The organism is Paenibacillus sp. FSL H3-0457, from assembly GCF_037981725.1.
Taxonomy (GTDB): domain Bacteria; phylum Bacillota; class Bacilli; order Paenibacillales; family Paenibacillaceae; genus Paenibacillus; species Paenibacillus amylolyticus.
The window spans coordinates 967,593-991,789 of record NZ_CP150283.1; the positions used below are offsets into that span (position 1 = coordinate 967,593).

The 24,197-nt window shown below is 44.9% G+C and carries 22 protein-coding genes and 1 pseudogene; 14 read left to right on the forward strand and 9 right to left on the reverse strand.

The window, feature by feature from the left end:
* Positions 1 to 22: 22 nt before the first annotated feature.
* Entirely contained in the window at positions 23 to 2,545 is a 2,523-nt protein-coding gene (locus MHH25_RS04430; RefSeq protein ID WP_340019274.1) for a transglutaminase domain-containing protein, read from the reverse strand.
* Positions 2,546 to 2,823: 278 nt separating this feature from the next.
* Here MHH25_RS04430 and MHH25_RS04435 point away from each other — a divergent pair.
* Both MHH25_RS04435 and MHH25_RS04440 read left to right on the forward strand, forming a co-directional pair.
* Positions 2,824 to 2,937 (forward strand): annotated as a pseudogene (locus tag MHH25_RS04435) (ester cyclase); the annotation flags it as partial.
* 129 nt (positions 2,938 to 3,066) lie between these two features.
* On the forward strand, positions 3,067 to 5,445 hold the full coding sequence (locus tag MHH25_RS04440; RefSeq protein ID WP_340019276.1) for an NdvB protein: 2,379 nt from the start codon (positions 3,067 to 3,069) through the stop codon (positions 5,443 to 5,445).
* Positions 5,446 to 5,630: 185 nt separating this feature from the next.
* Here the strand turns inward: MHH25_RS04440 and MHH25_RS04445 are convergent, their stop codons facing one another.
* Positions 5,631 to 6,386 carry a GNAT family N-acetyltransferase gene (locus MHH25_RS04445; RefSeq protein ID WP_339197099.1) on the reverse strand — a complete coding sequence of 252 codons (756 nt, stop codon included), beginning with the start codon at positions 6,384 to 6,386 and terminating at the stop codon, positions 5,631 to 5,633.
* 149 nt (positions 6,387 to 6,535) lie between these two features.
* On the opposite strand from MHH25_RS04445, the gene MHH25_RS04450 reads away from it, so the two are divergent.
* The gene (locus tag MHH25_RS04450; RefSeq protein ID WP_339197102.1) at positions 6,536 to 7,198 is read left to right on the forward strand and encodes a SprT family zinc-dependent metalloprotease; all 663 of its coding nucleotides are present in this window, start codon (positions 6,536 to 6,538) and stop codon (positions 7,196 to 7,198) included.
* 115 nt (positions 7,199 to 7,313) lie between these two features.
* Here MHH25_RS04450 and MHH25_RS04455 read toward each other — a convergent pair whose 3' ends face one another.
* Together MHH25_RS04455 and MHH25_RS04460 are read right to left on the reverse strand one after the other, a co-directional pair.
* Positions 7,314 to 8,396 (reverse strand): saccharopine dehydrogenase, encoded by a 1,083-nt coding sequence (locus tag MHH25_RS04455; RefSeq protein WP_339197104.1) that lies wholly within the window; start codon positions 8,394 to 8,396, stop codon positions 7,314 to 7,316.
* 99 nt (positions 8,397 to 8,495) lie between these two features.
* Positions 8,496 to 8,816 carry a metalloregulator ArsR/SmtB family transcription factor gene (locus MHH25_RS04460; protein WP_036605985.1) on the reverse strand — a complete coding sequence of 107 codons (321 nt, stop codon included), beginning with the start codon at positions 8,814 to 8,816 and terminating at the stop codon, positions 8,496 to 8,498.
* 184 nt (positions 8,817 to 9,000) lie between these two features.
* Here MHH25_RS04460 and MHH25_RS04465 point away from each other — a divergent pair, with 184 nt between their 5' ends.
* Positions 9,001 to 9,387 (forward strand): DUF1801 domain-containing protein, encoded by a 387-nt coding sequence (locus MHH25_RS04465; protein ID WP_036605984.1) that lies wholly within the window; start codon positions 9,001 to 9,003, stop codon positions 9,385 to 9,387.
* A 42-nt stretch (positions 9,388 to 9,429) separates the two neighbouring features.
* Positions 9,430 to 9,963, forward strand: a complete 534-nt coding sequence (locus tag MHH25_RS04470; RefSeq protein ID WP_036605983.1) for an isochorismatase family protein — start codon at positions 9,430 to 9,432, stop codon at positions 9,961 to 9,963.
* 361 nt (positions 9,964 to 10,324) lie between these two features.
* Here MHH25_RS04470 and MHH25_RS04475 read toward each other — a convergent pair whose 3' ends face one another.
* Positions 10,325 to 10,612, reverse strand: coding sequence for a DUF6809 family protein (locus MHH25_RS04475; protein WP_076253750.1), 288 nt, complete (start codon positions 10,610 to 10,612; stop codon positions 10,325 to 10,327).
* A 142-nt stretch (positions 10,613 to 10,754) separates the two neighbouring features.
* On the opposite strand from MHH25_RS04475, the gene MHH25_RS04480 reads away from it, so the two are divergent.
* From MHH25_RS04480 to MHH25_RS04495, 4 genes are all read left to right on the forward strand, one after another.
* Positions 10,755 to 10,964, forward strand: a complete 210-nt coding sequence (locus MHH25_RS04480) for a helix-turn-helix transcriptional regulator (protein WP_036605982.1) — start codon at positions 10,755 to 10,757, stop codon at positions 10,962 to 10,964.
* A gap of 198 nt (positions 10,965 to 11,162) precedes the next feature.
* Positions 11,163 to 12,746 (forward strand): glycosyltransferase family 39 protein, encoded by a 1,584-nt coding sequence (locus tag MHH25_RS04485; RefSeq protein WP_339197110.1) that lies wholly within the window; start codon positions 11,163 to 11,165, stop codon positions 12,744 to 12,746.
* Between the two features lie 4 nt (positions 12,747 to 12,750).
* The gene (locus tag MHH25_RS04490) at positions 12,751 to 13,299 is read left to right on the forward strand and encodes a hypothetical protein (protein ID WP_340019277.1); all 549 of its coding nucleotides are present in this window, start codon (positions 12,751 to 12,753) and stop codon (positions 13,297 to 13,299) included.
* Positions 13,300 to 13,705: 406 nt separating this feature from the next.
* A complete protein-coding gene (locus tag MHH25_RS04495) occupies positions 13,706 to 14,692 on the forward strand; it encodes a phosphotransferase (protein WP_340019278.1) in 987 nt (328 codons plus the stop codon).
* Positions 14,693 to 14,820: 128 nt separating this feature from the next.
* Here MHH25_RS04495 and MHH25_RS04500 read toward each other — a convergent pair whose 3' ends face one another.
* Both MHH25_RS04500 and MHH25_RS04505 read right to left on the reverse strand, forming a co-directional pair.
* Positions 14,821 to 17,061 carry an S-layer homology domain-containing protein gene (locus MHH25_RS04500; RefSeq protein WP_340019279.1) on the reverse strand — a complete coding sequence of 747 codons (2,241 nt, stop codon included), beginning with the start codon at positions 17,059 to 17,061 and terminating at the stop codon, positions 14,821 to 14,823.
* Between the two features lie 236 nt (positions 17,062 to 17,297).
* Positions 17,298 to 17,900, reverse strand: a complete 603-nt coding sequence (locus tag MHH25_RS04505) for a hypothetical protein (protein WP_340019280.1) — start codon at positions 17,898 to 17,900, stop codon at positions 17,298 to 17,300.
* 303 nt (positions 17,901 to 18,203) lie between these two features.
* On the opposite strand from MHH25_RS04505, the gene MHH25_RS04510 reads away from it, so the two are divergent.
* Genes MHH25_RS04510 through MHH25_RS04520 form a run of 3 tightly spaced genes read left to right on the forward strand, consistent with a single transcriptional unit; the run spans position 18,204 to position 19,592 of the window.
* On the forward strand, positions 18,204 to 18,680 hold the full coding sequence (locus MHH25_RS04510) for a GyrI-like domain-containing protein (RefSeq protein ID WP_036668288.1): 477 nt from the start codon (positions 18,204 to 18,206) through the stop codon (positions 18,678 to 18,680).
* Between the two features lie 25 nt (positions 18,681 to 18,705).
* A complete protein-coding gene (locus MHH25_RS04515; protein WP_076217251.1) occupies positions 18,706 to 19,155 on the forward strand; it encodes a hypothetical protein in 450 nt (149 codons plus the stop codon).
* On the forward strand, positions 19,152 to 19,592 hold the full coding sequence (locus MHH25_RS04520) for a hypothetical protein (RefSeq protein WP_076253745.1): 441 nt from the start codon (positions 19,152 to 19,154) through the stop codon (positions 19,590 to 19,592). Before MHH25_RS04515 ends, MHH25_RS04520 begins: the two co-directional genes overlap by 4 nt.
* 114 nt (positions 19,593 to 19,706) lie before the next feature.
* On the opposite strand, the gene MHH25_RS04525 is transcribed toward MHH25_RS04520, so the two are convergent.
* The gene (locus tag MHH25_RS04525; protein WP_036605969.1) at positions 19,707 to 20,111 is read right to left on the reverse strand and encodes a CBS domain-containing protein; all 405 of its coding nucleotides are present in this window, start codon (positions 20,109 to 20,111) and stop codon (positions 19,707 to 19,709) included.
* 177 nt (positions 20,112 to 20,288) lie between these two features.
* Here MHH25_RS04525 and MHH25_RS04530 point away from each other — a divergent pair, with 177 nt between their 5' ends.
* Positions 20,289 to 22,376, forward strand: coding sequence for a penicillin-binding transpeptidase domain-containing protein (locus MHH25_RS04530; RefSeq protein ID WP_340019281.1), 2,088 nt, complete (start codon positions 20,289 to 20,291; stop codon positions 22,374 to 22,376).
* A 112-nt stretch (positions 22,377 to 22,488) separates the two neighbouring features.
* On the opposite strand, the gene MHH25_RS04535 is transcribed toward MHH25_RS04530, so the two are convergent.
* Positions 22,489 to 23,244 carry a class I SAM-dependent methyltransferase gene (locus tag MHH25_RS04535; RefSeq protein ID WP_340019282.1) on the reverse strand — a complete coding sequence of 252 codons (756 nt, stop codon included), beginning with the start codon at positions 23,242 to 23,244 and terminating at the stop codon, positions 22,489 to 22,491.
* Between the two features lie 278 nt (positions 23,245 to 23,522).
* Here MHH25_RS04535 and MHH25_RS04540 point away from each other — a divergent pair, with 278 nt between their 5' ends.
* The gene (locus MHH25_RS04540) at positions 23,523 to 23,939 is read left to right on the forward strand and encodes a VOC family protein (RefSeq protein WP_036606080.1); all 417 of its coding nucleotides are present in this window, start codon (positions 23,523 to 23,525) and stop codon (positions 23,937 to 23,939) included.
* Positions 23,940 to 24,197: the final 258 nt, after the last annotated feature.

Consider the following 24,197-nt stretch of genomic DNA (forward strand, 5'->3'; position numbering starts at 1 on the left):
AGGGGATTGCTGTGTCATTAAATTACTTCTGCTCTGGTTTCGGGTCCAGAATGGCATAACTGCCTAGCGTGGCTAATTGTGCTGTATTCAGAAGCGCTTCATCCACTGCAGCGAGGGCTTCACCGGCAGCTGTCATCAGCTCATCAGAGTCAACAGGTGAGGCGAAACGGAGAATGACCCGGTTCTCTCCTTTTTTGAGTTCACTCTCAGCCTTGGTTTTGTACTCATTAATGGACGCGACTTCGAGATCATTCTGTACATAATAATCATTGGCATCGCTCTCGCCATTAAACAACGCGAGCTCGGAATCAAGCCAATAATCTTGATCCGCTATCGTTTTCTGACTTGCAGCAGTCTCATCATTGGCATTGTACAGGAAATACGGGATGCCGGAGTTCGTCAGGTTGTTGGTGGCATCTACATGGAACCATTCGTTCCCGATTTTGACCTTGTTCCATGCATGTGGGACGCCGCTGGAAGCGCCCGTTACAACGATGCTTTCCAATCCCGAGAGATCGGAGAGCAATTTGTAAACGGAAGCATAGCTGGCACATACCCCGACACCTTTGACCAGAATACCGTATGTGGTAAACGAGTCATTGAACTGCGAATCGACATTTTTGAAGTTGTTTTGCTCCGCATTTTCCAGCGCTGCATCATCATACTTTGCGTTATCGTTCAGATAATCGTAGATGGCTTTTCGTTTCTCGTCTTCGTTCATGCCGTCTTTGATAATAGAAGCCACGACTTCGTTCGCTTTAGCAATAATCTCATCTTGCTTCTTCTGGATACCACTAGCCGATTCATTATAATGAATCGAAAGGGTAAGCGTACCATAGTTATATTCAAAACCTTCCACACCAAGAATCAATGGATTCTGGTACATCACTTTCAGGACAACATCCGAGAGTGTCGTAAAATTTTGAGCTTCGGGAAAAGCTTTTAACGAAATTTTATCTTGTGCTGCAATCATATTTTTGGCTAAAACTTCTTCCAATGCGGAATCTGCATTGATCATTGCATCGCCTGTAGCAGGCTGTGGCACGGTTTCCTGATTACCCTGTTCTACATTTTGCTGTGTATTGGATTTCTGCTCATCTACCAGGTTGTCTTCTACAGCTTCTGGAGCTGGAGCAGGTGTTTCATTGGAAGCTTCTTCAGAAGCCATATCTGAAGAATTATCAGAAGTATCATCGGAAGCCTCAGTAGATAGAGGATCAGTTGCATCTTCTGAAGTCTCAGTATCGGTTGTGGACTCTGTAGTTGGAGTTTCCGAAGCCGGTGCTTCTTCTGTTTCTGTTGCAGACTCAGGTGCATCATGATTGTTGATGATTGTTGGCACATCAGGTGCAGGAACGTAAGGTGTGTCATTCTTCGGTTCCACCAGTCCGTTGCTGGAATCGGCTACGGTTTGCTGAGAAAGTCTGTCCAGGCCTGCTTGAGTTACATTCTCTACGCGTACGTAACTTTTCAGAGCTGTTCCTTTAATATGAAAAGGAATATTCGTTTCATTGAACTCTGAAATCTCTACGCTTTTGGTATCATAGACAATGGTTTCACGGGCTAGAGATCCGTCATTGTACTCAACTGTTGCTTTCTGAGGAAGTACATCTATATTCTTTAATTTCTCCCTATACAATTGTTCTTTCAGAGATGTTGGCAACTGGGAAGCAAGCGGAGCTGTAGGGACACCTCTACTAAAATTGGATTCTTTGCCTCCACCGATTGCAGTAACGTAATATTCTCCTCGTAAACCATGGTTCTGATGAGTAGTTATCAGTTCATCATAAGTGCCGAGCCCGCCTCTTCCATCTTTCATAAAATCATTGAAAGACGTTTCTGTCGTTACCGCAATATCTAAAGGCAGACTATTACTGAAAGCGTCCTCTGCGCCAGTTAGAGGTACATTTGTATCGAAATTGGTTAGGTCAGAACGTTCATAAATTTTATATTCGGTTGCACCCTCAACCTTGTCCCAGACTAACTTTAACCGTCTGTCTTTATCAATCTCGTATCTTAGGTTGGGCACAGGCAACTCCGATTTCACTGTAAACGGAATAATGATGGGTTGATCGAGCAGGGTTAGCTTCTCGGCATCTGGATCATAATTCAGACGAATGTAATAAATGGGGGCACCGCCCCAAGAGCCTTGATCCTTGTTCTTCATGGAATCTGAGGTTAAAACGCCCCACCCAAGAGGCCTAATAGAAACGTTGTTGCCATTGGTATCGCGAAGGGCATGTACATCGCTTGCTTTGAGTGCTTTAATATCGGTATGTACACTTATAATGTCAATAGCTGACAGGTTATTCTTCCGTAAATCTGCTTTAAACTTGAACGTAAATTCTTCATCCTGAGCTACGTTGTACATCGGCATGATCGCTTGTTCCGATTCAGAGCCGTATTTCTGCTTCAAACTTAAAATGGTAGAACCTTCTACTATTTCTGTTGGATTATTCTCGGACGGACTGCTTTCCTGCTCAGTGCTCTGGCATCCAGCCAGTAACAGGGTGAGCGCAAACATAATGAAAAATAGACGTTTCATGATACACCGCTTTCTTGTTTTTCTGAGTTGCTCTAATGGCTACGTTCTACACACCGAAAGATTATCAAATATGGTTAAAACCCATACTCGAACCTCTTAACAGCCAAACCTCCTATTAATTTCCTAATATCCTTTGCTAGTTTATGGTCATATTGACGCATTGTCAAGGTGAGAGGGTAGGTTTTAAGACCTGTAGAACAATAGAACAGTTGTAATTCCGTAGCGGGGGGACCATGTTAAAATACAAGAGTTACTACATATTTATATATAATAGAAGAATAATTGAAATTGCGAGTGCGGTATACCGAGTGGAAAACGAACGAATTGCAGAGTATTGGATTCAGATCGACAGGATGGGCATCGAGAAACAATTGGAACGTAATCGGAGCTGAGTTTCTCAGCTCTTTTTTAGTTTTCAGTTCTTTGTAAGCGTTCCCGTGTTATAATGGACAAAGTTGTATACAAGTTACCTAAAACGTTTTCTGTCTTTTAACTCCATAATCTGAAAGTGAGGTTCAGTGATGATTAAAGCAACGGAAGATAGTCAATATGTTGAACTAACAAGCCCGACAAGTTTACCGAAGGCATCCGGATTCCTTTGGAATGAAAAGATGATGATTCATGTGAATTGTCGGGGGTACGCGGTGGCCCAATTCATGCAGCCCGAACCTGCCAAATACTCGTATGCGCCCAACCTCGAGGCCAAGACGTTTATGCAGCCGGAGCAGCCATACTATGTCCACCATCCGGGACGGTTTGTCTACATTAAAGATGAAATAAGTGGCGAAATTTTCTCAGCCCCGTATGAACCGGTTCGCAAGCAGGCGGATAGCTATACGTTCGCTGTCGGTAAACACGATATTCACTGGAAAGTGATTCAGGACGACATTTGCATTGAGATGTCCCTGCGCCTGCCGAAGGAAGATGTCATGGAGCTATGGCGTGTGAAGGTAACCAATCTGTCTTCGAGAAAACGCAAGCTAAGTATCTACCCGTATTATACGGTTGGCTATATGTCCTGGATGAACCAATCCGGTACATATGTGGAAGATTTGCAGGGCATTGTCTGCTCGGCGGTTACTCCGTATCAGAAATATCAGGATTATAGCAAAATCAAAAATTACAGCGACAAAACCTATCTGCTTGCAGATCACCAACCGACCGGCTGGGAAGTAAATCATGAGACTTTTGAAGGCGAAGGTGGACTACATAATCCTTCGGCCCTGCAGTCGGAGACATTGGCTGGTGGAGATGCACGGTACGAGACACCTGTAGCTGTATTGCAATATAGAGTCGAACTGGAAGCAGGAGCGGAGCAGACGTATCGATTCATCTTTGGTCCGGCTCATGATGAGACAGAGATTGAGGGCATTCGTCAGCATTATTTTGTGAAGCAGAATAAGGATGGACAGGATGGTTTCGTCGCAGCCGAACAGGAGTATGCTGAGTATATTGCGGAAGGGCAAGGGAACATCCAGATTGAGACACCGGACAGCTGGTTAGATAATGTGGTGAATCACTGGCTGCCTCGCCAGATGTACTATCATGGCAAAACCAACCGTCTGACAACCGATCCGCAGACGCGGAATTATTTGCAAGATAACATGGGTATGAGCTACATTCAGCCGCAGATTGCACGAGCTGCGTTCTTGACAGCCTTGTCTCAACAGCATATAAGCGGCACGATGCCAGACGGCATTATTTTGCACCCGGACGCAGAACTGAAATATATTAACCAGGTTCCTCATACCGATCACTGCATCTGGCTTCCGGTCTGTATGAAGACCTATTTGGATGAAACGAATGATTATAGCATTTTGGAGGAACAGGTTGCTTTTACAGACAGTGAACAGAAGGTTACCGTACTGGAACATATGAATCTTGCGATGCGCTGGTTGATCCATGAGCGTGATGCGCGTGGGTTGAACTATATCAATCAGGGTGACTGGTGTGATCCGATGAACATGGTGGGGTACAAAGGCAAAGGCGTATCCGGCTGGTTAACCATTGCGTCGGCATATGCGTTCAATGTGTGGGCAGATATTGGTGAACAGGCAGGGCATGGCGAGGTTGTAGCGGAATTCCGTCAGGAAGCCACTCAGACCAATGCGGTAGCCAATGAGTATCTGTGGGATGGGGACTGGTATGCCCGCGGAATTACGGATGATAACGTAGTGTTTGGTGTAAGCAAAGACGTGGAAGGGCGCATCTATATCAATCCTCAGAGCTGGGCACTTATGAGCGGTGCTGCGGATCAGGAGAAACAGGAGAAGTTAATCCGTGCCGTAGAGGAGCAATTGGAGACGCCGTATGGTGTCGAAAAGCTTGCGCCGTCCTTTACAGCGATGCGGGAGGATGTGGGCCGTGTTACGCAGAAACATCCGGGAAGTGCGGAGAACGGTGCCGTGTACAATCATGCGGCGGCGTTCTATATTTATGCGTTGTACTTGGTGGGCGAGAAGGAGAAGGCGTATCGTTTGCTGCGTAAAATGATTCCGGGCCCTGATGGCGAGGATATTCTCCAACGTGGGCAATTACCTGTATTTATCCCGAATTATTATCGCGGAGCCTATCGTCAATTCCCACGTACAGCTGGGCGCTCCAGTCATCTGTTCAACACCGGCACGGTGCCGTGGGTATATCGTTGTCTGATCGACGGATTGTTTGGCTTGCAGGGTCACGCGCAAGGGCTTCAGGTTCGTCCGCAGTTGCCAGAAGATTGGAACGAGGCATCGGTTACGCGGTTGTTCCGCGGAGCTGAGCTGCATGTAAACATGAAAAAGGATGCAACTGTCCAGACGATTGAAGTGCATGTTGACGGTCAACTAATTGAAGGCGACATTATCAAGAATATACAGGCCGGCGTGAAATATGAGGTGCTGGTGAAGCTGCCTTTGTAGAAAGAGTACGGAGTAGCCGATAATCGGTGTGAAGAGTTTTAACAATAATGAAGACAAATTAAAAACTGCCTTTCCTTTAGAGGAGGAGGGCAGTTTTTGCTTTCAAGATGTTGTTTTGAATTAATTAGTTTGTCAGACTGAATATGATGAAAGAATCCACAAGCTAAGCTTGATTAGCAAACACTCTATTCTTTGACTCTGTACCAATAGCTATAGATTTCGGAATAACCCAGCTTCGCGTAGAGCTTTAACGCAGGTACATTATTCGCAACGACTTGCAGATAACTAGACGTAGCGCCATTCCTTTTTGCCCAATGCAGGAGATGCAGGATCATCTGTTCAGCAAGTCCCTGATTCCGGAAGTTAGCGTCTGTAATGATATCATACAATCCAATATAGCCACGTTCGATTACACCGAACCCACACGCGACGACTTGCCCGTCAATTAACAGCGAGATGAAACCTACCTTTGTCCGGATATTGTCCAACATTAATTTGGTCGTTTCCCGTTGCAGATCATTCACCTGATTCAATCGGCAAAAGTGATCCAGCCAAGCTGTGGTCAACTGTTCGTCGATCTGTACAGCTTGGTGCACAGGCTCTTTGATCTCTTCCAGACTCCGAGTCTGGATACGGGTCAGATCGACAACGCCATACCCTTTGTCTTGCAAAAGTTGGTCGAGATGATCCGGCTGAATAAACGGTGTGATCTTAAATATGGTATTTAACTGATTGGAGGCATAGATGCGCTCACATTCCTCAATCTTCTTATGCACATCTAAAGTGGAGTAATGGATAGGTTGAACGGAGTTGGCTCGTTTGGTATATCCTTTGGCAAAACGGAGTACCCAACCGTCATAAAGTAAAGTAGATAAGGGTTGCCAGTGGTTAAGCGATATTTCTTCAATGGTTTTGTGTTCTGTATCTATTGTATGCGTCATATCCAACCTCCGATTTTATAATTAAATAATAATACATAATTATGTATAAAAATACAATGCAAACATATATATCGCCGAACAGTATGCATTATAGCCGGAGATGGTATACAATTTGATTTGGTTGAATAACTTCAGAAGCGGAGAGCGTTATGTTAACTATAGAATTAAATAATCACAGCATTAACTGTCATATCCAATACGGCAAACGCAAGAAAGTGTCCATCACGATGGACTTGCCTTATATGGTAACAATCAAAGCACCCAATGGTACCAGTGAAGACATGATCCGGCAACTTGTAGAGCAGCACGGGGATGTAATTTTGAAGAAATCCGCACTGATGCAGCGGGCGCTTGACGGTCCTCAAGCCAAGGAATACGAAGATGAGGGCAAAGGGAAGTTTCTGCTTTTTGGCAAGGAACATGCACTGCATGAATTAATTCCTGTGGAGGGGCTTACAGAAGAGGAGCTGCGAGCGAATCTGAAGAAGTTTTATTTTGCCGAGTGTAAACGCATGATTGGGGAGCGCATCGGACGCTATCAGCAAGAGTTGAAGGTGAAGCCGAAGTCAGTTGAGATCGTAGATTCTCCCACCAAGTGGGGCAGTTGTAGCTGGGACAAAAAGCTGACGTTCAATTATCGCCTGGCGATGGCGCCACTGGAAGTGATGGATTATGTCATCATTCATGAACTTTGCCATATTCACCACATGAATCATGATCGCTCTTTCTGGCGGCGGATCGGTAGCATCATGCCGGATTACAAAACAAAAGAAGATTACCTGATGCGAAATGGTCGGGCTATGACACTATAATTCCAGACCCAAGTTTGTACTTGATACGATAGATCCCTCCATTATAATTCGTAAAATCCGCGATGGTCCCACTGTTTGCAGTGAGCGACTTCGCGGATTTTTTGTTATGTCTGGATCAGGAGTGGGTTACTTGAACGCCGTATTGTGTGAAAAAATGAGTAACCGCATCCATGTTCATTCGATCATCAAACAGATGCTCAGGATAATAGATGCCTGGAGCCATAGGTTTGTCCATTGGCATCATCAGTATCTTCTCGGCTTGCACCGCAGCGCCGAGTGCAGTCATGTGGGTCTGACCGAGTGGGTCAGAGACCGTCATCGTTCGTTCAACCTGATTACCTTTCGCATCCAGCCCTTTCAATTGAATGACCAGATGATGTGCACTCCCGGTTCCCGGATTATAGAGCAATTTCCGCCGGAATGGCTGAAAACGTTCACCACTGATCATCTTCCATACTCCGGTTTTGACCAATCCGGCGAGTGCATAGGTAGATACCTTACTATCGAATGAGATACGGAAACTGGCGGAATCGATATGGCTGGTATGAGGCAAAGTGACGTGATCGGGTGTGTCCAGTCTGTAACATGGGGTCGTATACCCGTTCGGGAAATGAACTTTGATCGGATCTGTCATGGGGTAGACGAGTCGGTTCGTGTTGGATTCGGTGACCTGAAAAGGAATACTCATCCGGTCCATGAAGGCTGCCGAATCAGGGCCGGCCTTATCCCGCAGCGACCATAGGGCATGAATGTTTAGTTCGACATGTTGCAGAGAGTTAGAAAGTATCATGGCAAAAAGTGACGCCGTTCCTGCCATCCATCCAGAGGACAGCACTACCGGAGAATGAAGCTCTTCCTGCTCTACTGTACGGATCGCTTGATTGAACACCTCAGTCCAGCGTGTTACATCGATAAGTGGAATTTTTCTCCGCACTGCCGATACCAGTAGCCGATCATCCAGATCGTTCACTGCATTAATGATTAACGATATATTCTCTCCTGCGTGAATCAGTGGATCGTCTGCATTGGTATCAACAACAACCGTTTGGACACGATTGGATGGAAAAGGTGCTGCTTTACCTGCAGAACGGCCTCCCAGTAACAATTCCAGATCAGGATGCCTGTCATGCAAAATGCGGGCAAGCTGTGCACCTACAGCACCATAGCCTCCTGCGATGAGAACTCTTTTTCTATTCATTCTATATACCTCCGTTGATATGTTTATGTACTTATATGTTTAAACTATTGAACATATAGAGGTGAAGAAAAGGAATGCAGTACACCAGCGCGGTATGCGCTAGCTCTGACATTCCACTTCCACGAGATGAACGAGCTGTTTGATTAATTCGATCGCATCGTTGAACTCCAGCTTGTAATACATCTCCGTACCTTTCTTCTGAACCGATAACAGCCCGGATTGACGCAATATTTTCAAGTGATGAGAGACCGTAGGGCGTGACATGGGGACATGCTCTGCAATCTGCGATACGTTCATGCTCTCTTGATCAATGAGCAGCGATATGATTCGCTGGCGAACGGGATCTCCCAAACCTTGAAGATAAGGACTTAGATTCTCGAAAATATCAATAACTTTTTGGTTACCCATCGATTCGTTCATGGCTCACTCCGTTATAATGTTTAATTGTTTAAACGTATTATAAAGCTTAGTTCACTTAAAAATCAAATTTAACATTCCAAGTTGCAGGAAAATAGCTGTTCCGTTTGTCCATTTGAAGTACAATATAAGCAAATATGCCCGTACCACGAATCCATTGATGTATCCGTGGTGGAAGGAGTCCAAGATGGCTGAGAGTAACCATTATTCGGTGCTGGTAGATGAATATATCTCGGAGTTTGCACCTGATGTACAGGTGAGATTACAGGCAATAAGACAGATTATTCGTGAAGCGGCTCCGAACGCCGAAGAGAAAATCAGTTACAAGATGCCTACGTATGCACAGCATGGGAATTTGGTTCATTTTGCCGCTTACCAGCATCATATTGGGTTTTACCCTGCTCCCAGGGGAATTCAAGCTTTCCAGGAGGAACTCTCCAAGTACAAAGGGGCTAAGGGATCTGTCCAGTTTCCGCTGGACCAGCCATTGCCGGAGGATCTGATCCGCCGGATTGTGGAGTTTCGGGTGAAAGAAAATGTGGAAAAAGCTCGGGAGAAGAAGCAGAAGAAGTAGTAAATGGTAAAAACCTGTTAGTCTACTGAAGGGGAAGTACAGATGAACAAAGCACTAATCGTGTTGGATGTGCAGTATGGGATCAAGTCATTGAAGGATTTCACAGTTCAGTTGGGCAAGATTGAAGCGGTTATCGCTGATTTTGAACAGCAACATGAGCCAATCATATACATGAAACATGTAGATTACGATCAGGAGGGTTCTTCACTGTTCTATAAAAATGTTGAGAACCTGGAAATTATAATGGGTACCGGTCAGTATCCTGTTATGGAGAAAAGCAAACCAAGTGCCTTCAGCAATCCGGAGCTAAGAACTTGGCTACATGAGCATCAGGTAGAACATGTATTTATTGTTGGATTCAACATGGAATATTGTTGTCTGTTTACGGCAATTACTGCGGAACACGAAGGGTTTAAGGTAACCTTGATTGAGGACGCAACAGGTTCGGTGAACACAGCGGAGACGTATGAGATGCCGGGTCTGGACATTCAGGATTTTGTCGGTTCGATTTTGAATTGGTCGAATTGTATTGAAGTTTTATATGTGGATGAGTATAAAGAAATGTATCGTATCTAGCGTGGTTTACATGTGACGCCTGAGATTTGAGTATGGTATAATAAGAGCAGATTAGACGTAAAATGCAAAGAGAGCCGTGCTGGTAACACGACTCCTCCGAGCAATAGCCGCTTTTAAGGGCGGTGGGCTTCGGTAACATAAGGGCACGATGAAATAGACCGCATTCCTTTGCTACGGGGGCGGTCTATTTGCGTTTATCGGACAGAATGGCAACGATGAGCGTACCAAAGGTAAGCATCAGCAAGATTGCTTCAAAAACTGTCACAGGGCATCCCTCCCTTCATGGCGAGGTAGCCGACCGACCCTTTAAGCCTATTCTATTGCTTTGTTGATTATAGCATATTTTGTAAGAAGCCAGTTGTTAGAAGCTGTTTATATGTAATTCGTTCATTAGCTGAAGAGCATCCCGAAACCCTTGTAAATAAATCTCTCTTTCCAGAAGTGTTTGCATAGAGAGTTGAGTATCTTCATATAGAAAAAGGGTTTGATTCAGTTGCTCCGGTAAAGCTTGGCGAATATTCTGAAAGTATTGATCAGATTCTTTAGATAGTTGGGTATAATCAGGCTGCGTGTGAGACAAATTGTTGTATAATAACTCTAAGCGCGTTCGGATTAACGGTTCTGCTAAAGATTCCAAGGATTCTTTCACTATATACACCTCTTTTTGAGTATTTGTAGATATTAAGTTTCCATTCGAACACTACAGTGTGCATTATGTTTATTTGAATATACAACTTGTAGTGTGCTTTGTCAACATCACAGTGTGCATTTTAGTTTGGAGGAGAATTCGTATGATCAAGGTTCATTTATCTCGTATTATGGGTGAGAAAAGAATTAATATTGCTGATTTATCCCGACTAACCGGATTACATAGAAATGGGATTGCCAAATTATATAATGAAGAAACCGATGGTGTGAAGTTCGATACGCTGAATCGAATATGTGAGGCTTTGGATTGTGACATCCAGGATATCATTGAGTTTATCAAGGACGAGAAGTGATCTTCAACATTTAGCTAAGGCCCTATACTTTTAAAAAATTGGACATATAGACCGTTACCTTATCGAAGGGACGGTCTTTTTCTGTTTGTATACACATACTGAGCTGCACCGATCGCAAGCGTTACTCCTTTTCAGCGATTTTTCAGCCAGAGCCATTATAATACTCACGGAATCCTGTAATCGAAAAGGAGTTTTTGCATGTCTAAGGTGCTGCATAAGTCGTTTTATCTCATTTTGCTCGTGTTTGTTGCGGTGTTTATTGCTTCGTCCTTGTTGGTTCGGGCACAGTACAACTACGCCTTGTATGGGGACAATCCCATTTTGGGCATGCAGCAGTGGAGTATTTTTCTCCCGGTCATTCTTTTGCTTCTTGGTTCAGGTGTTGGGTTATATGCTCTATGTCTGAAGCTGAACAAATACAGTCCGAAGGTTGTCATTCCGATTGTGCTGCTAAGTTCTTTGGCCATTCAGATCATCGTCATTTTCGTATTTCCGAGAGTGCCCACCGATGATTCACAGACCGTTCTCTCACTCGCCATGAACATGCTGTATGACCAAGACTACTCGTCGTTTGAAACGGGTGGTTATCTGCACATGTTCCCGTTTAACTACTCGATCGTGTTGTACCTGAAGACATTGCTGTACCTGTTCCCGGACAACTATCTGGTCATCAAACTATTTAATATTTTGTTTTCAACGTTAACAACGTTCATGATTTATCTTATCTACAAACAAGTGAACGACAGATCCACAGAATGTGATTACGGTGTGTTGATCTTTGCAGCAACCTACCTGCCGTCCCTGTTCCTGAACAACCTGATCTATAACGATGTGATTGCCACAGCTTTTCTGACATCTTGTTTATACTTTGTTATTCGTTTTGTACGTGAAAAGTCTTGGAAAACAATTGTGATTGCCGCCGTTTTTCTCGCGTTGGGCAATTACTTCCGAAGCATTGGCGTGATCGTGCTGATCGCTGCCATCATATATATTTTGCTGAATATGCGGAGCATCGGAGTGAAGAAAGTTGTCATTTCCATCGGTGTGCTGGGTATGTTGTTTAATGTACCAACCTGGACTCAAAATGCGGTTCTTCAATCCTCCGGTGTTGTGAGCGAACCTGTCGGAGAGAATGCTGCACCGGTCTATATGTGGCTGAATATGGCCATTAATCTGGAGCGTTTTGGCTTCTGGGACAATATGGAGAGTTATCAGATCTATCAGAGGCAGGCCAACTACAATAAGGCTGAGAGCGCAGCATTGTTCAAACAAGAGATCAGCAACAAGCTGTCTGAAGCAAGTGCAAGTGACTTGGTGCAGATGTATTACAAAAAGATTATATGGACCTGGACCGAAGGAACGTACCAAATGGACCGATACGGAATCGGCAATGAAAGTTCCATGGGTGCCGGAAGAGGAAGGGGAGGCGGAATCGCAGGCTCCTACAGTTACACCAATGCGATAACAGAACTGTTACAAGGGGATTCGGCTTATCGGACAGGTTTGCTCTCAATCGTATATGTGATGAATTTCTTGATGTACTGTTTTATTTTCATCCGGTTGGTCGGTGGAATTCGTCGTAAACGATATGATGAAGTCTCCTTGATCCTGGTCATTCTCGGATTCATCGGATTTTATATTCTGTGGGAGATTAAGTCCAGATACATCTACCCTGTATATCCGTTGTTGGTTGTGCTGTCCTATATGGGTTTCAAAGATACGTATGACTTCATATTCCATCGTAAAGGTACCTTGGAGAAATATTCCCTGAGAAAAAGGTGATCATATGCGAAAAAATAAATATTTCACATCGGTTACAATACTCCTTTTGCTGGGGTGCTCGGTTATGCTTACGGCCTGTGATGTGATAACCGCCCAGAATATTACCAAGACCAGTTCTGTGCAAGGGATGAACGGTGGCGCTATGCCGAATGGTGGTGGCCTGGGCATGAATGGAGGAACACCGAGAGGTGGAAGGGGCACCCCGGACATGAATGATCGAACAGGCAGTCCTGGCATGACGCAGGGGATGATGAATGCCGACATTACTGGTAGAGTCATCTCCGTGAATGGAAACACAGTTACGCTGGCGTTACTTGAGGTGCAGGATAGCTCATCTCCAAGCATGGAGTGGAGGGATACCGGAATGGAGATGAGATTGAATATAGGTGATGATGTTGTTATCACTGAAGGTATGGGGACGCCGGGCTCGGGCAATTCCAGCTCACGTGCGAATTCGTCCATTCAAGTGTCTGATCTCCAAAAAGAAAACATCGTGATGGTGTGGTATAAGGACAACACCGAGACGGTGGACAAGGTGATGGTTGTCCAGTAAAAAATGATGGGATTATCGTCATTTTGTAATTGCTTACATTTGGCATATCGGCTATTATGGTAACAACTGGTTTTTTGAAGGGAGTGAGCGTCATGAAACGACGGTCTAAGATAGTATGTTCTATCACTACAATGAAGGTAAGCATAAACTGAATAATTCCGGCAGATCATTCAGATACAGTGTGGGACACATCCAGTTTCCCAGTCCGATCTGAGATCTGCTGATATATAGGGATATAACTGCTCATTTTTTCTGGCGTATGCGAGTTTTATTTGCTTGTGCAAATTTCTCATACACTCAGAATTTTTAAAAGCCGCAGGCATAGCCTGCGGCTTTTTGCGCGCAAAAATAGGCATTCGGTGGTTACAAGCAATGCACCTAAAACGATCAAAAAGGAGAAATGTCCATGTTAAAATTAAAATATTTATTCCAAAATAAAGACCTTGCCGAGATGATTCTAAAGAATTGGAGTTATGATCCTGAGTCGCTGGATATGTTTCAGTATTATCGCATATCCTCCAATGCCGTGTATCCGTTCAGAGATCAGGGGGAAGTGAGATTGCTTCGTTTTGCCCCGGTAGAGGAAAAAAATCAAATCAACCTCAACGCTGAACTGGAGTTCCTCCGCTATCTTCGAAAAAATCATTATGGAGCCATGGAGTCTGTACCTTCTCATTCAGGGACAGAACTCCTAGAGGCTCACACCCCATGGGGAACGTACTATGCTTCCGTATTCAAGCGAGTCCCCGGATCGCAGTTAGGAAGCATTGATTTGAATGACTCCATCCTGTACAGCTATGGTCAGGCGTTAGGTGAGCTACATCATCTATCGCGCGCATTCATGCCTGAGCAAAAGGAGAAACGCTGGACCTATACAGATGTTTTGAATTGGATGCAGGAGATCCTGAAGGGTTTTCCTGGTGAAAGGGCTGCTCTGAACGAGGTGGAGTTTCTCCGAACGTATTTTGCGACTTTACCGATGACCCAGCAAAATTTCGGTCTCATCCACTACGATTTTGAACTGGACAATGTTTTCTATGACGAAGGTAGCCAGTCTTGTTATGCCATTGATTTTGATGATTCGATGTATCACTGGTACGCAATGGACGTGGAACAGAGTCTGGATAGTTTACGTGAGGAGATCGAGTCTGAACAATGGGAGCAGAAGAAACAATTGTTCCTGAACGGGTATTGGTCCAAGGCGGGAGAACGTTATGATCTGGAGAGTATGTTCCCCGCTTGTCGCCGTTTTGCCAACTTGCACGGTTATGTGCGTATGCTTCGATCTGTTGCAGAGCAGTGGTCACATGAGCCGGAGTGGATGAGCGGGCTAAGAGCGAGGTTAACGAGGATAATGACAGAAAAGGCAGAGCAATTCGGTTATCCGATTTAATTTCTAGTGCAGACCGACGCTTCTCCAATTCCATAAAAATATGTCATGTTCACACCAGCATAATATGTTTCGAGAGAAAAAAACCAGCTGGGAATTCAATGTAGAATTCCTAAGCTGGTTTTTACATGTTACTCGGTATAATCACTTATCGCAGTTCGCCCCGCCTCTACACTGATCCAGTAGGAATAATCTTCGCGCACGTCCACATAGAGGTTAAGTTCCTTCGCATCAAGGTTACTTACCGTTAGTTTGAAATTGCCATAGGCATCTGTTGTAACCTGCTGTGTCTGGATGTGCTCTACAGCAGGCGAAGGACCATGAATTTTGATCGGCATCGTCTGGTTGGCATACGCCGGGAACGTACCTTGAAGGACCAGCGTGTGATCGGCAGAGTATACTGCTTTCATGGTCTGATCCGGAAGTCCGCCGTTCTTTTCATTCTCGGTAGCTTCAGTGGCATTCTTCGGTCTGCTCCATAGTTCGAAGCCTTTTTCCTTCAGGTTCTGGAGAAAAACAACGGCCTCTGCCCGGGTCAAGGATTCTTGTCCCGCATAACCTTGCACCGTAGCTGCGGTTTTGCCTGAAGAGTATCCCATGTTCAGCAGATACCGGATGGCATCGTCATCCTGGGTATAATTTTTACCGCCAAGCCCCGCCACGATTACGGCTACTTCTGTTCGGTTCAAGGCATGATTGCGCAGCTTCGGATTCTGTTTGCTGGCATCCAGTTTCAGATTCAACGCGGAAGCATAGGTGTAGTAACGGTCACTCCAGATGTTTCCTTTGATAGCTTGTCCCTCTACAGCATCTATGCTCTGAATGACATGGGAATTCGCATACAGCTTGAACAACATGGAGAGGAATTCGGCTTCACTCACCTGATTGTTGGGTTTGAACGTTCCATCCTCGTATCCACTGACCATCTCCTGTTGGACGGCCCATTGAATGGCATCTTTCGCCCAATGTGTGCGGATATCAGTTAATTGGGGAATTCCCGTGACAGTAACAGAGACAACCGCTTCTTTCCCTTCAAAACGAATCCGAATTTCGGCTTTACCAGCCTGAAGTCCAATGATTTTTCCATCCTTGATGGCGATGCGGTCTGACGTCGTGTTGAAGGAAACGTTAGACTGTGGAACATAGGATGTTCCGTTATCATTCACGGCAGTGATTGAAGGCAGATCAATCTGTTCTCCTGTTCGGACTTTCAGGTTTGGTTGTCCTGGCGTTATGCGGGTAAGTGTTGTATCTTGAACACCGTCCACATGGAAGAAACGTGTGGAGTATGAGATTTCCGCTGCTGTACCGTTTTTCTTTTGCAGACCTGTAATTCGAATGTTGAACGTATCGCCATTTTTTAACAATTGCACATCGTCGGGACGGAATATGACGGCGTAACCATATCCATATCCACCTGTCTCTACATTGAAATAGGCTTGATTAAACCATTGTTTATCCGCAGGGTCCACGTTGTAATAACCGGTTGGAAAGCCACTGTTCTGATTCTTTGCATTAAAGGTCCATGTACGTTGATCGGAAGTCCGAGTCATCTCGATCTGTACCTCAGATAGTGATGGTTTCGCGAATACATCTGTATTCAGTTGAACAGACCAGGCCTGTGTACTGCCAAAAGCTTCGATTGGAAAAGCTCCCTGATTTGGGAACAGGCTGTAGTTGAACGAAGTTCCCCCAGTTCTGCTTTTATCAAATACCTGCATGGCACTATAGTACTGATCATATGTCTTGCCTGCTTCACTACGAGTGGCGAGTCCAAATCCGATTCGTTGCAGTTGTGGACTCAAAATCCAGCGCCGATGACCCAATCGATCAATATTGGAGGCATCTGAATCATTCATATAGGCTTGAATACTTTTTGTCAGGACGTTATTCTTGGCACTGCTGGTAACGTACAGATTGGAGCTGCTGGCAGACTTTGAACCGATGTCAAAGAAATCCTTTGGCATATCTCCTGGCTGTTTTGGATAATGGGACAGGTTTCCACCCGTGGAGACCACAACAGCCCCATGCTGGGCTTGGCGATTCAATGTCGGATCAAGGACAAGATCGCCCTGTAGCCCCGTGATAAAACGATAAAAGTTGGCTGCATTCAGCCCTTGTTCCAGATAGGCGTCACTTACCACACCAGCAGAGTAGGGAGCACTTGTCGAAGGTGTCTTTGTATACAGGGGAGAGGTATCATTGCCATTCATCCACTGATTCCACTTTTGAACGATCTCCTGCTGACTTCGCTCAGGTAACAAACTGTCGACCTGTTCCGCATGTGCCGCTTGAGCACCCCATAACAGAAACAGCAAACCTGCCAAGGGCAGAGTGAACAGTGAATGTATTTTATTTTTCCGGTAAACCATGTTTCCAACCCCTCTCATATCTGAACGTACGAAGAACATATGCATGTTCAGTATTATGGTATATTCATCGACATTACAGCTGGTTTTGCTTAGGACCAGGCATGAGAGCATAAGGCCGAGCATGTGAAGGAGGATGTTTAAATTAGGGAGTTGGTGGTTCATTTGTTAAAAAAAGAGCACAGGCCACCCCGCTGATTGGGGACAGCTTATGCTCTTTCTACATATGTATCTACTTTTTAGTCGAGACTCAGGTCGAAATCAGGCTCACACATATAATCTAATGGGTACAGATCATCTCTTGCCGAGATTAATGCACGGAAATGAAGATCCCTGATACCGTGCTCAGTTGCATTTTCATCTGAGCGATTGGAGACAAGTTCAGCTACCACAAAAACGTCTTCTGCGAGGTTACATTTAAAAAGGACATTTTTCGGATGAATGACTTCGTCCAGGTAACTGTACGTCATCACGTGAAATGTTTGTCCGCACCAGTTTGTCTTGATCACTTTATAGGACTTTGTGCGAACCAGATCCAGATAACGTTCCAGCTGGAACGTATGCTCAAATTGCGTAATATAACCTTTTTTATCTACATCAATGGTAAATTCGACATCATAGCTCTCATGCATTTCATCTTTATAAGTTCCGTTCATAACCTTCATGGCCTCAAAGTGTGATCCGAATTCCGGATCTTCCACATAGGGAATGGTAACGAGTTCGGGGTCAACATATTCTGTGATCTTACTGTTACTGGAAGGTGGGGTGTAATACTTCGATGGCTGAAGATCAATCGATCCAATCATGCTTCCTGGGAAACCGGGGCTGCAAGTTATTCGCATATTCATCTCCTTAGTTGTTGGTCAGTAGTTAGACGAACGACTAGGGAGAAAGTTGCACCAGAATAAGGAAATGAAGGACGGGAAGAACCCAGTATGTCTATCTCCCAACATCGAGCATCAACGAGTGGTAAGTAAGTTTTCTTCTCATATGCAGGAGTACTGGCACTATTTCCAATCTACCTACTCTTTTGATACAGTAACTGTAGGACATATCGGAGGTATATATCATGTATGGGACAATGTTTTCATGAATGGGTCATGGAGAACCGTGCCCCATATCGCTCTCGGAGAGGAGTCCATCTAATGAATGTGAATGAACATGTGATCGAACAACAGTCTCTTACCTTTGTGGGCATCAAACGAACGTTCTCTTGTGTGGATGGTGAGAATTTAATAGAAATTCCTAAGATGTGGCAGGATGCTTTGGCAGACGGCATTGAGGAACGTTTAAACGGGTTCAATAACGGAGCTATTCCCGGTCTGGTGGGCATCTGTGTAGATCAGAGAGAGCTGAAGGATAATCAAATGGAGTATTGGATTGCTACCTCTTACTCAGGTGAAGTGCCTGAAGGTTTGGTGTCCATCGAACTTCCTGCGTCCCATTGGGTCGTATTTGAAGCTGATGAACTAGAGCCGGAAGCGATACAACGGTTGTGGCACTATATTATGACAGAGTGGTTTCCTTCCACTTCATATCAGCATGCAGGGATTCCAGAACTTGAAGTGTACAAAGGTGATGGCACACCTCCCCAAGTCTGGATACCTGTAAAATCTGTGTGAGCAAAATTGAATTAGGAGGTCTGCGATGTTATCCAATAAAGTGATTGATCATTGCCAGGAGCAAGGCTGGTGGCATGAAGATGTTCCAGCAGCCTACGAAGAAGCATTGCAAAAGCTGGAGATCGATCTTCAATCGGATTTTGCACAATTTTATCTACATGCAGAGGATGGACCAACTTTTTACAGCAGGCATCAGGAGTTGTATCAGATCTGCTGGTTTATGGAGAATACCGTATATATGGAAGACATGAATGTAGCACAGCTTACACTGGGACTTCCCGAGGCGTATATTCCACTGGACAGTTTTGAAGGTGAAGGTGGATTTTTCTACAACCGTCAGACGGGAGAAGTGGTACTGGTGGAACTGGGTGAATCGATTGAACGGTTTCTTAATGGCGAGAGTGAGCCGCAGTGGGCTGATTTCAATGCTTTTCTGGAGTGGTATTTCGTTCTGGAGGAGGAGACGGTGCAATGAAAGATCTGACACCGGAACATGCCGAACTGGAGCGACAAATTGTAGAAACGGTAGAAGCCGGTAATGTGCTGGATGAGACGCAACAACATGAACAAGCACTTATCTATTATGATCAGGCATGGGGCATGTTGCCCGAGCCGAAGATGGAATGGGAGATTGCAAGCTGGATCGCATCCTGTCATGCGAATGCACATATCGATCTGAAGCAGTATGGACTGGCGAAGCCGTGGGCTGAGATATCGTTAAGTACGCGGAGTTCGGATAGAAGTACGAGTCCGTTGATCGATCTCGGCATGATCTGCATGAGACTTGAACAGCATGACGAGGCGTATTCGTATTTGCATCAGGCGTATGAGTTCGGCAGAGAGCGTGCATTTCAGGGAAGTCCGAGGGACGTGTTGAGTTATTACATTGAAGAGCGGGCTAAGCGTAACTAGAATGATTCCGACCAGACCATGAAACAAAAAGGGTACCCCGGTTTGGCCAAAACATGACCACGGGAGTACCCTTTCGAGTTGAATATTCGTTTATTACAGGATGTTTGACTTCATTTAATCCGAAATGTTACGCGTATAGTATTCAATAATATCCTTACGACGGATAATACCGAGGAAGACACGATCGACATCCACCACGGGCACAAAATTTTGGTCTGCTGCAAGTGTCAGCATATCCTCCATTTCAGCCTCAATGAATACACATTCATTATATACCCGATTGTTAATCTCATGGACCTGAACCTGATCCATCGTATCAAAAGTCAATCCGGGTGTATTTCGCATTTTCCATAACAAATCGCCTTCGGACAGGGTAGCAACATATTTTCCATCCTGGTCAATCACGGGAACGGCGGTGTAGTGTTGCGATTCCAATTGCTCAATAGCATCTTTCATGGAAGCGGTAGACTTGATATAGGCCACTTCGGCTTTGGGGAGTAAAAAATAGCTGATTTCCATCATCGGGCTCCTTTTCAGCCTTTTGCATAGCAAAAAAGCTTTAGTATGTAATCTCACTCTCCTTATTTAAACATATTATGTGAGCTTTCGGCTATTTTTAATGATAAATTCGTCAGATTTGTTTCATTGTTTAAATGGCTCTGGAAATCTATAGTGTATATTAGAGGTGATGTAACCATGAAATCCAAACGTAAATTAATGTACGGACTGCTGCCCATCTTGTTTGCAGGTGGAATCGGAATGTATCTATACATGCAAAATAACAAAGAAGCAGAAGCCAAGCCCCAGACCACCGTGAATCAGTACATAGAGCATCTGCAGAAAAAAGAGTTTGACCAGCTGTATACGTTGATGACGCCTGCTTCGCTACAAGACTCGGGCATGAACAAGGAACAATTTGTCGATAAATACAATGCGATCTATTCGGGCATGGAAGTATCCACCGTCAAGGCGGAGGTTAAGCCTGTGGATGTTGCTGAAACGGCGTCTGATGACGGTAAGACAGCTGCAGAGAATAAAGACGCGGATACGTATGAAGTGGACTATGATCTGCAACTGACAACCTTTTTGGGAGAAGTTAGTGAGACACATACACTGAAACTGGTCCGGCAGGAGCTTGAGGACGGCGACAAAAACTGGCAAATTAACTGGCAGCCTTCACTGATCCTGGATGACATGGTTAAGGGCAGTAAGGTACGAGTGAGGACACTGTTCCCGGATCGTGGAGACATTGTGGATCGTGATGGTTTGCCACTCGCTACCAAGGGCACGATGAATGAATGGGGCATTGTACCTGAGAAACTTGGTGATAACCCGGACCAGATGATTGCCCGAATCGCGAGCCATTATCAGGTTTCGGAAGATGCCATTCATAAGGCGCTTGCGCAGACATGGGTGAAGCCGGAGTATTTTGTCCCGATTGGTTCAACGGAGGAGTTTGACGTACCAGAATCTTTAAGCGGGGTTACGATGCAAAGCAAGGAAATCCGATATTATCCACTCGGCGAGGCGGCTGCGCATCTGATTGGTTACGTGCGCAAAGCCACCAAGGAAGATCTGGATAAGGATACGGAAGGGTATTATCGCGCAGAAGATTGGATCGGCAAAGCGGGTTTGGAGCAGTCCATGGAGAAGCAGCTGCGTGGTGAACGTGGTGGTCTGATCGAAATCACCGATGAATCCGGTAACTCTCGTTCTGAGCTTATTCGCAAGGAAGCTGTAGATGGACAGGATGTTCAGCTGACGATTAGCTCCAAACAACAAAAGAAATTGTATCAGACTTTATCCAGTGGTGGAGACGCCGGTGCAATGGTTCTGATGAATCCGACGGACGGCAACCTGCTGGCGTTAGTCAGTGCGCCTTCCTATAACCCGAACAAAATGGTCACAGGACTTACTCAGGTAGAGTGGGATGCTTATTCGGCGAATGAGAAGCTTCCTTTTATCAACAGAGTCACTACCCGGTATGCACCAGGATCAACTTTCAAAGCGATTACAGCCGCAGCGGGACTGATGGAGAAGGTGACCACAGCGGACAAAACACATGATATCTCTGGCTTGCAATGGCGTAAAGACGATAGTTGGGGCGGTTATTATGTTAAGCGTGTGAAGAGTTTATCCCCGGTTAACATGGTCGATGCACTAGTGTACTCGGACAATATATACTTTGCGATGGAAGCGATCGAGATGGGGAGTGCCAAGTTTATTGATGGAATCCAGAAATTTGGTTTTGGCGATAACTTTGGACTGGATGAATTGTATCTGAAGCCGAGCCAATATGCCAACGAAGCACATCTTGATCTGTCGTCTGAGGTGTTACTCGCTGATACGTCCTACGGGCAAGGGGAGATGTTAATGTCCCCGATTCATCTGGCATCGTCATTTACACCTTTTATTAATGAAGGGAAGCTGGTGAAACCTGTTCTGATCGAGGGAAAAGAAAACACTGAGCCTGAGGTAATTATTACTCCGGAAGCCGCAAATACGGTTAAGGATGCTTTGGGAGAAGTTGTTTCCCGGCAGGGAGGTACGGCCCACACCTTGAATTCAATTCCTGGAGGACTCGCGGGCAAGACGGGAACAGCGGAACTGAAAGCAAAGAAGGGAGAGAAGGGGCAGGAAAACGGATTTTTCGTAGTGTTTGATACCGACTCTCCGACCTTCCTGTTATCCGCTGTAATTGAAGAGGTGAACGGCCGAGGTGGAAGCCACTATGTCGTAGATAAATTAAAGCCTTTTTTGGAAAAGTTGGAGATTACGCAGTAAATCCGATTTAATATATAGCCTCGCAAACATCATAAAAAGACCCGGTAACCATGTTATAGTTCTCACATGTGACCGGGTCTTTTTTATTTCATTTTATTCAATATGGAATCATTTATTTCCGAGCAGTAATCATGAAGCGTGCCGAGTTGGTATGAATGCCCTTCTCATCGTGATTTTCTTTCACAAACTGCTGGAATCGCTCGAAGTCAGTGTCTACCTTTCCGAAATCGGGAATGATGGGTGCATGGGTTAGGAGAAACATCAAATCTTCAGGTGTAGCGTAATGCTCCACCACATTATATTCACGGGCCTGAATGTCATGGAAACCTGCTCTTTGAAGTTCATGCTTGTATCGTTCCATCAATGTGCCAGGTTGAATGCCAAGACTCTGTCCACGGCCAAAAGCTTCTGAAAGGTTGGATTTATCATGTTCGCTGACCTGCTGGGTTAGAAATATCCCACCCTGAGCAAGAACTCTAAATACTTCTGAAGCAGAGAACCTAGAGTGTCTGGAAGATACCACATTAAAGAAGTAATCTGGAAAAGCCAGTTTTTCTGCGTCCATATGAAGAAAGCGTACATTGGAATGACCGTCCGTAGCCTGAAGGTTATGCTGTGCGGTCTCAATCATTCCTTGAGCGAGATCAATTCCCACCAGTAATAAGGCATCTTCCGCAATGGACAGAATAGCTTCTCCACCACCTGTTCCAATATCCAGCAACAGATCGGACGATCGCGTATGGCGAACAACTTCCTCATAGAAGTTCCATCCGATGTTCTCCGAGACAACGTTCATGGAGCTGAAGTTCCAGCCATTCGTCCGGCCTACTCGTTCATAAAAGTCAGCGTAATCTATTTTGTTTTTCATTTTCATATTCCTCCAATGTGAGTTTGTTTGAACAGGACAAGAGAGTTGTGCCCAATCGTTCTAATGTAAATGGTCGAATAGGATCAAATGGACAGACGTATCCCTTGATAGCTGGTACGCGTTTTGACCCAGCCCGACGACTAATTACTTCGAACAATACGGAGCAACATCCGTGTCACCTCACAAGTTGGATTGTCTTCATTATATTCAATTGACAGCGTATACGCGAGGTGTTATTTTGAGGTGGAATGTATTCTATGAGTTCGAGGTGATCGATGGTGGCTATTCGTGCTAAGCAGATTTTTGTCAATTTACCTGTTCAAGATTTGAAGAAATCCGTTGAGTTTTTTACTAAGGTGGGATTTGAGTTTGACGCCAATTTTACGGACGAGTCTGCTACTTGTATGATTATCGGGGATAATATTTATGCCATGCTTCTGGTGGAGGAACGTTTCCAATCCTTCATTTCGAAAAAAATCTCCAATGCCGCCGATACAACCGAAGTCATCGTTGCCCTGTCTGTAGATAGCCGTGAGCAGGTAGATGTGATTGTACAAGCTGCCCTCGATGCAGGAGGGAAGCCATCCAACGAACCACAGGATCACGGATTCATGTATGGATGGAGTTTTCAGGATCTGGATGATCACCTGTGGGAAGTTTCCTATATGGATCTCAGCGCTTTTCCTTCGGAGTAATAAAATGAAAATAACTAGAGCCTTCCTAGATCTATAGGAAGGTTCTTTTGCATCCATTATGACTCGTTTAAACATGAGATCTATAGAACATATGGTGTAATATTCCTTTTTACTATATGATAAATATCGATTCATGTTGGTGTTTTTTAGCAATTGATGCGATAGGCGAACCCCGGGAAAGCGAAGTATACATATGTTCTTAAGTGGAGGGATCAGGGTGTATTGTCATGTATGTGGGACCAAAAACAGTCCGGCGGA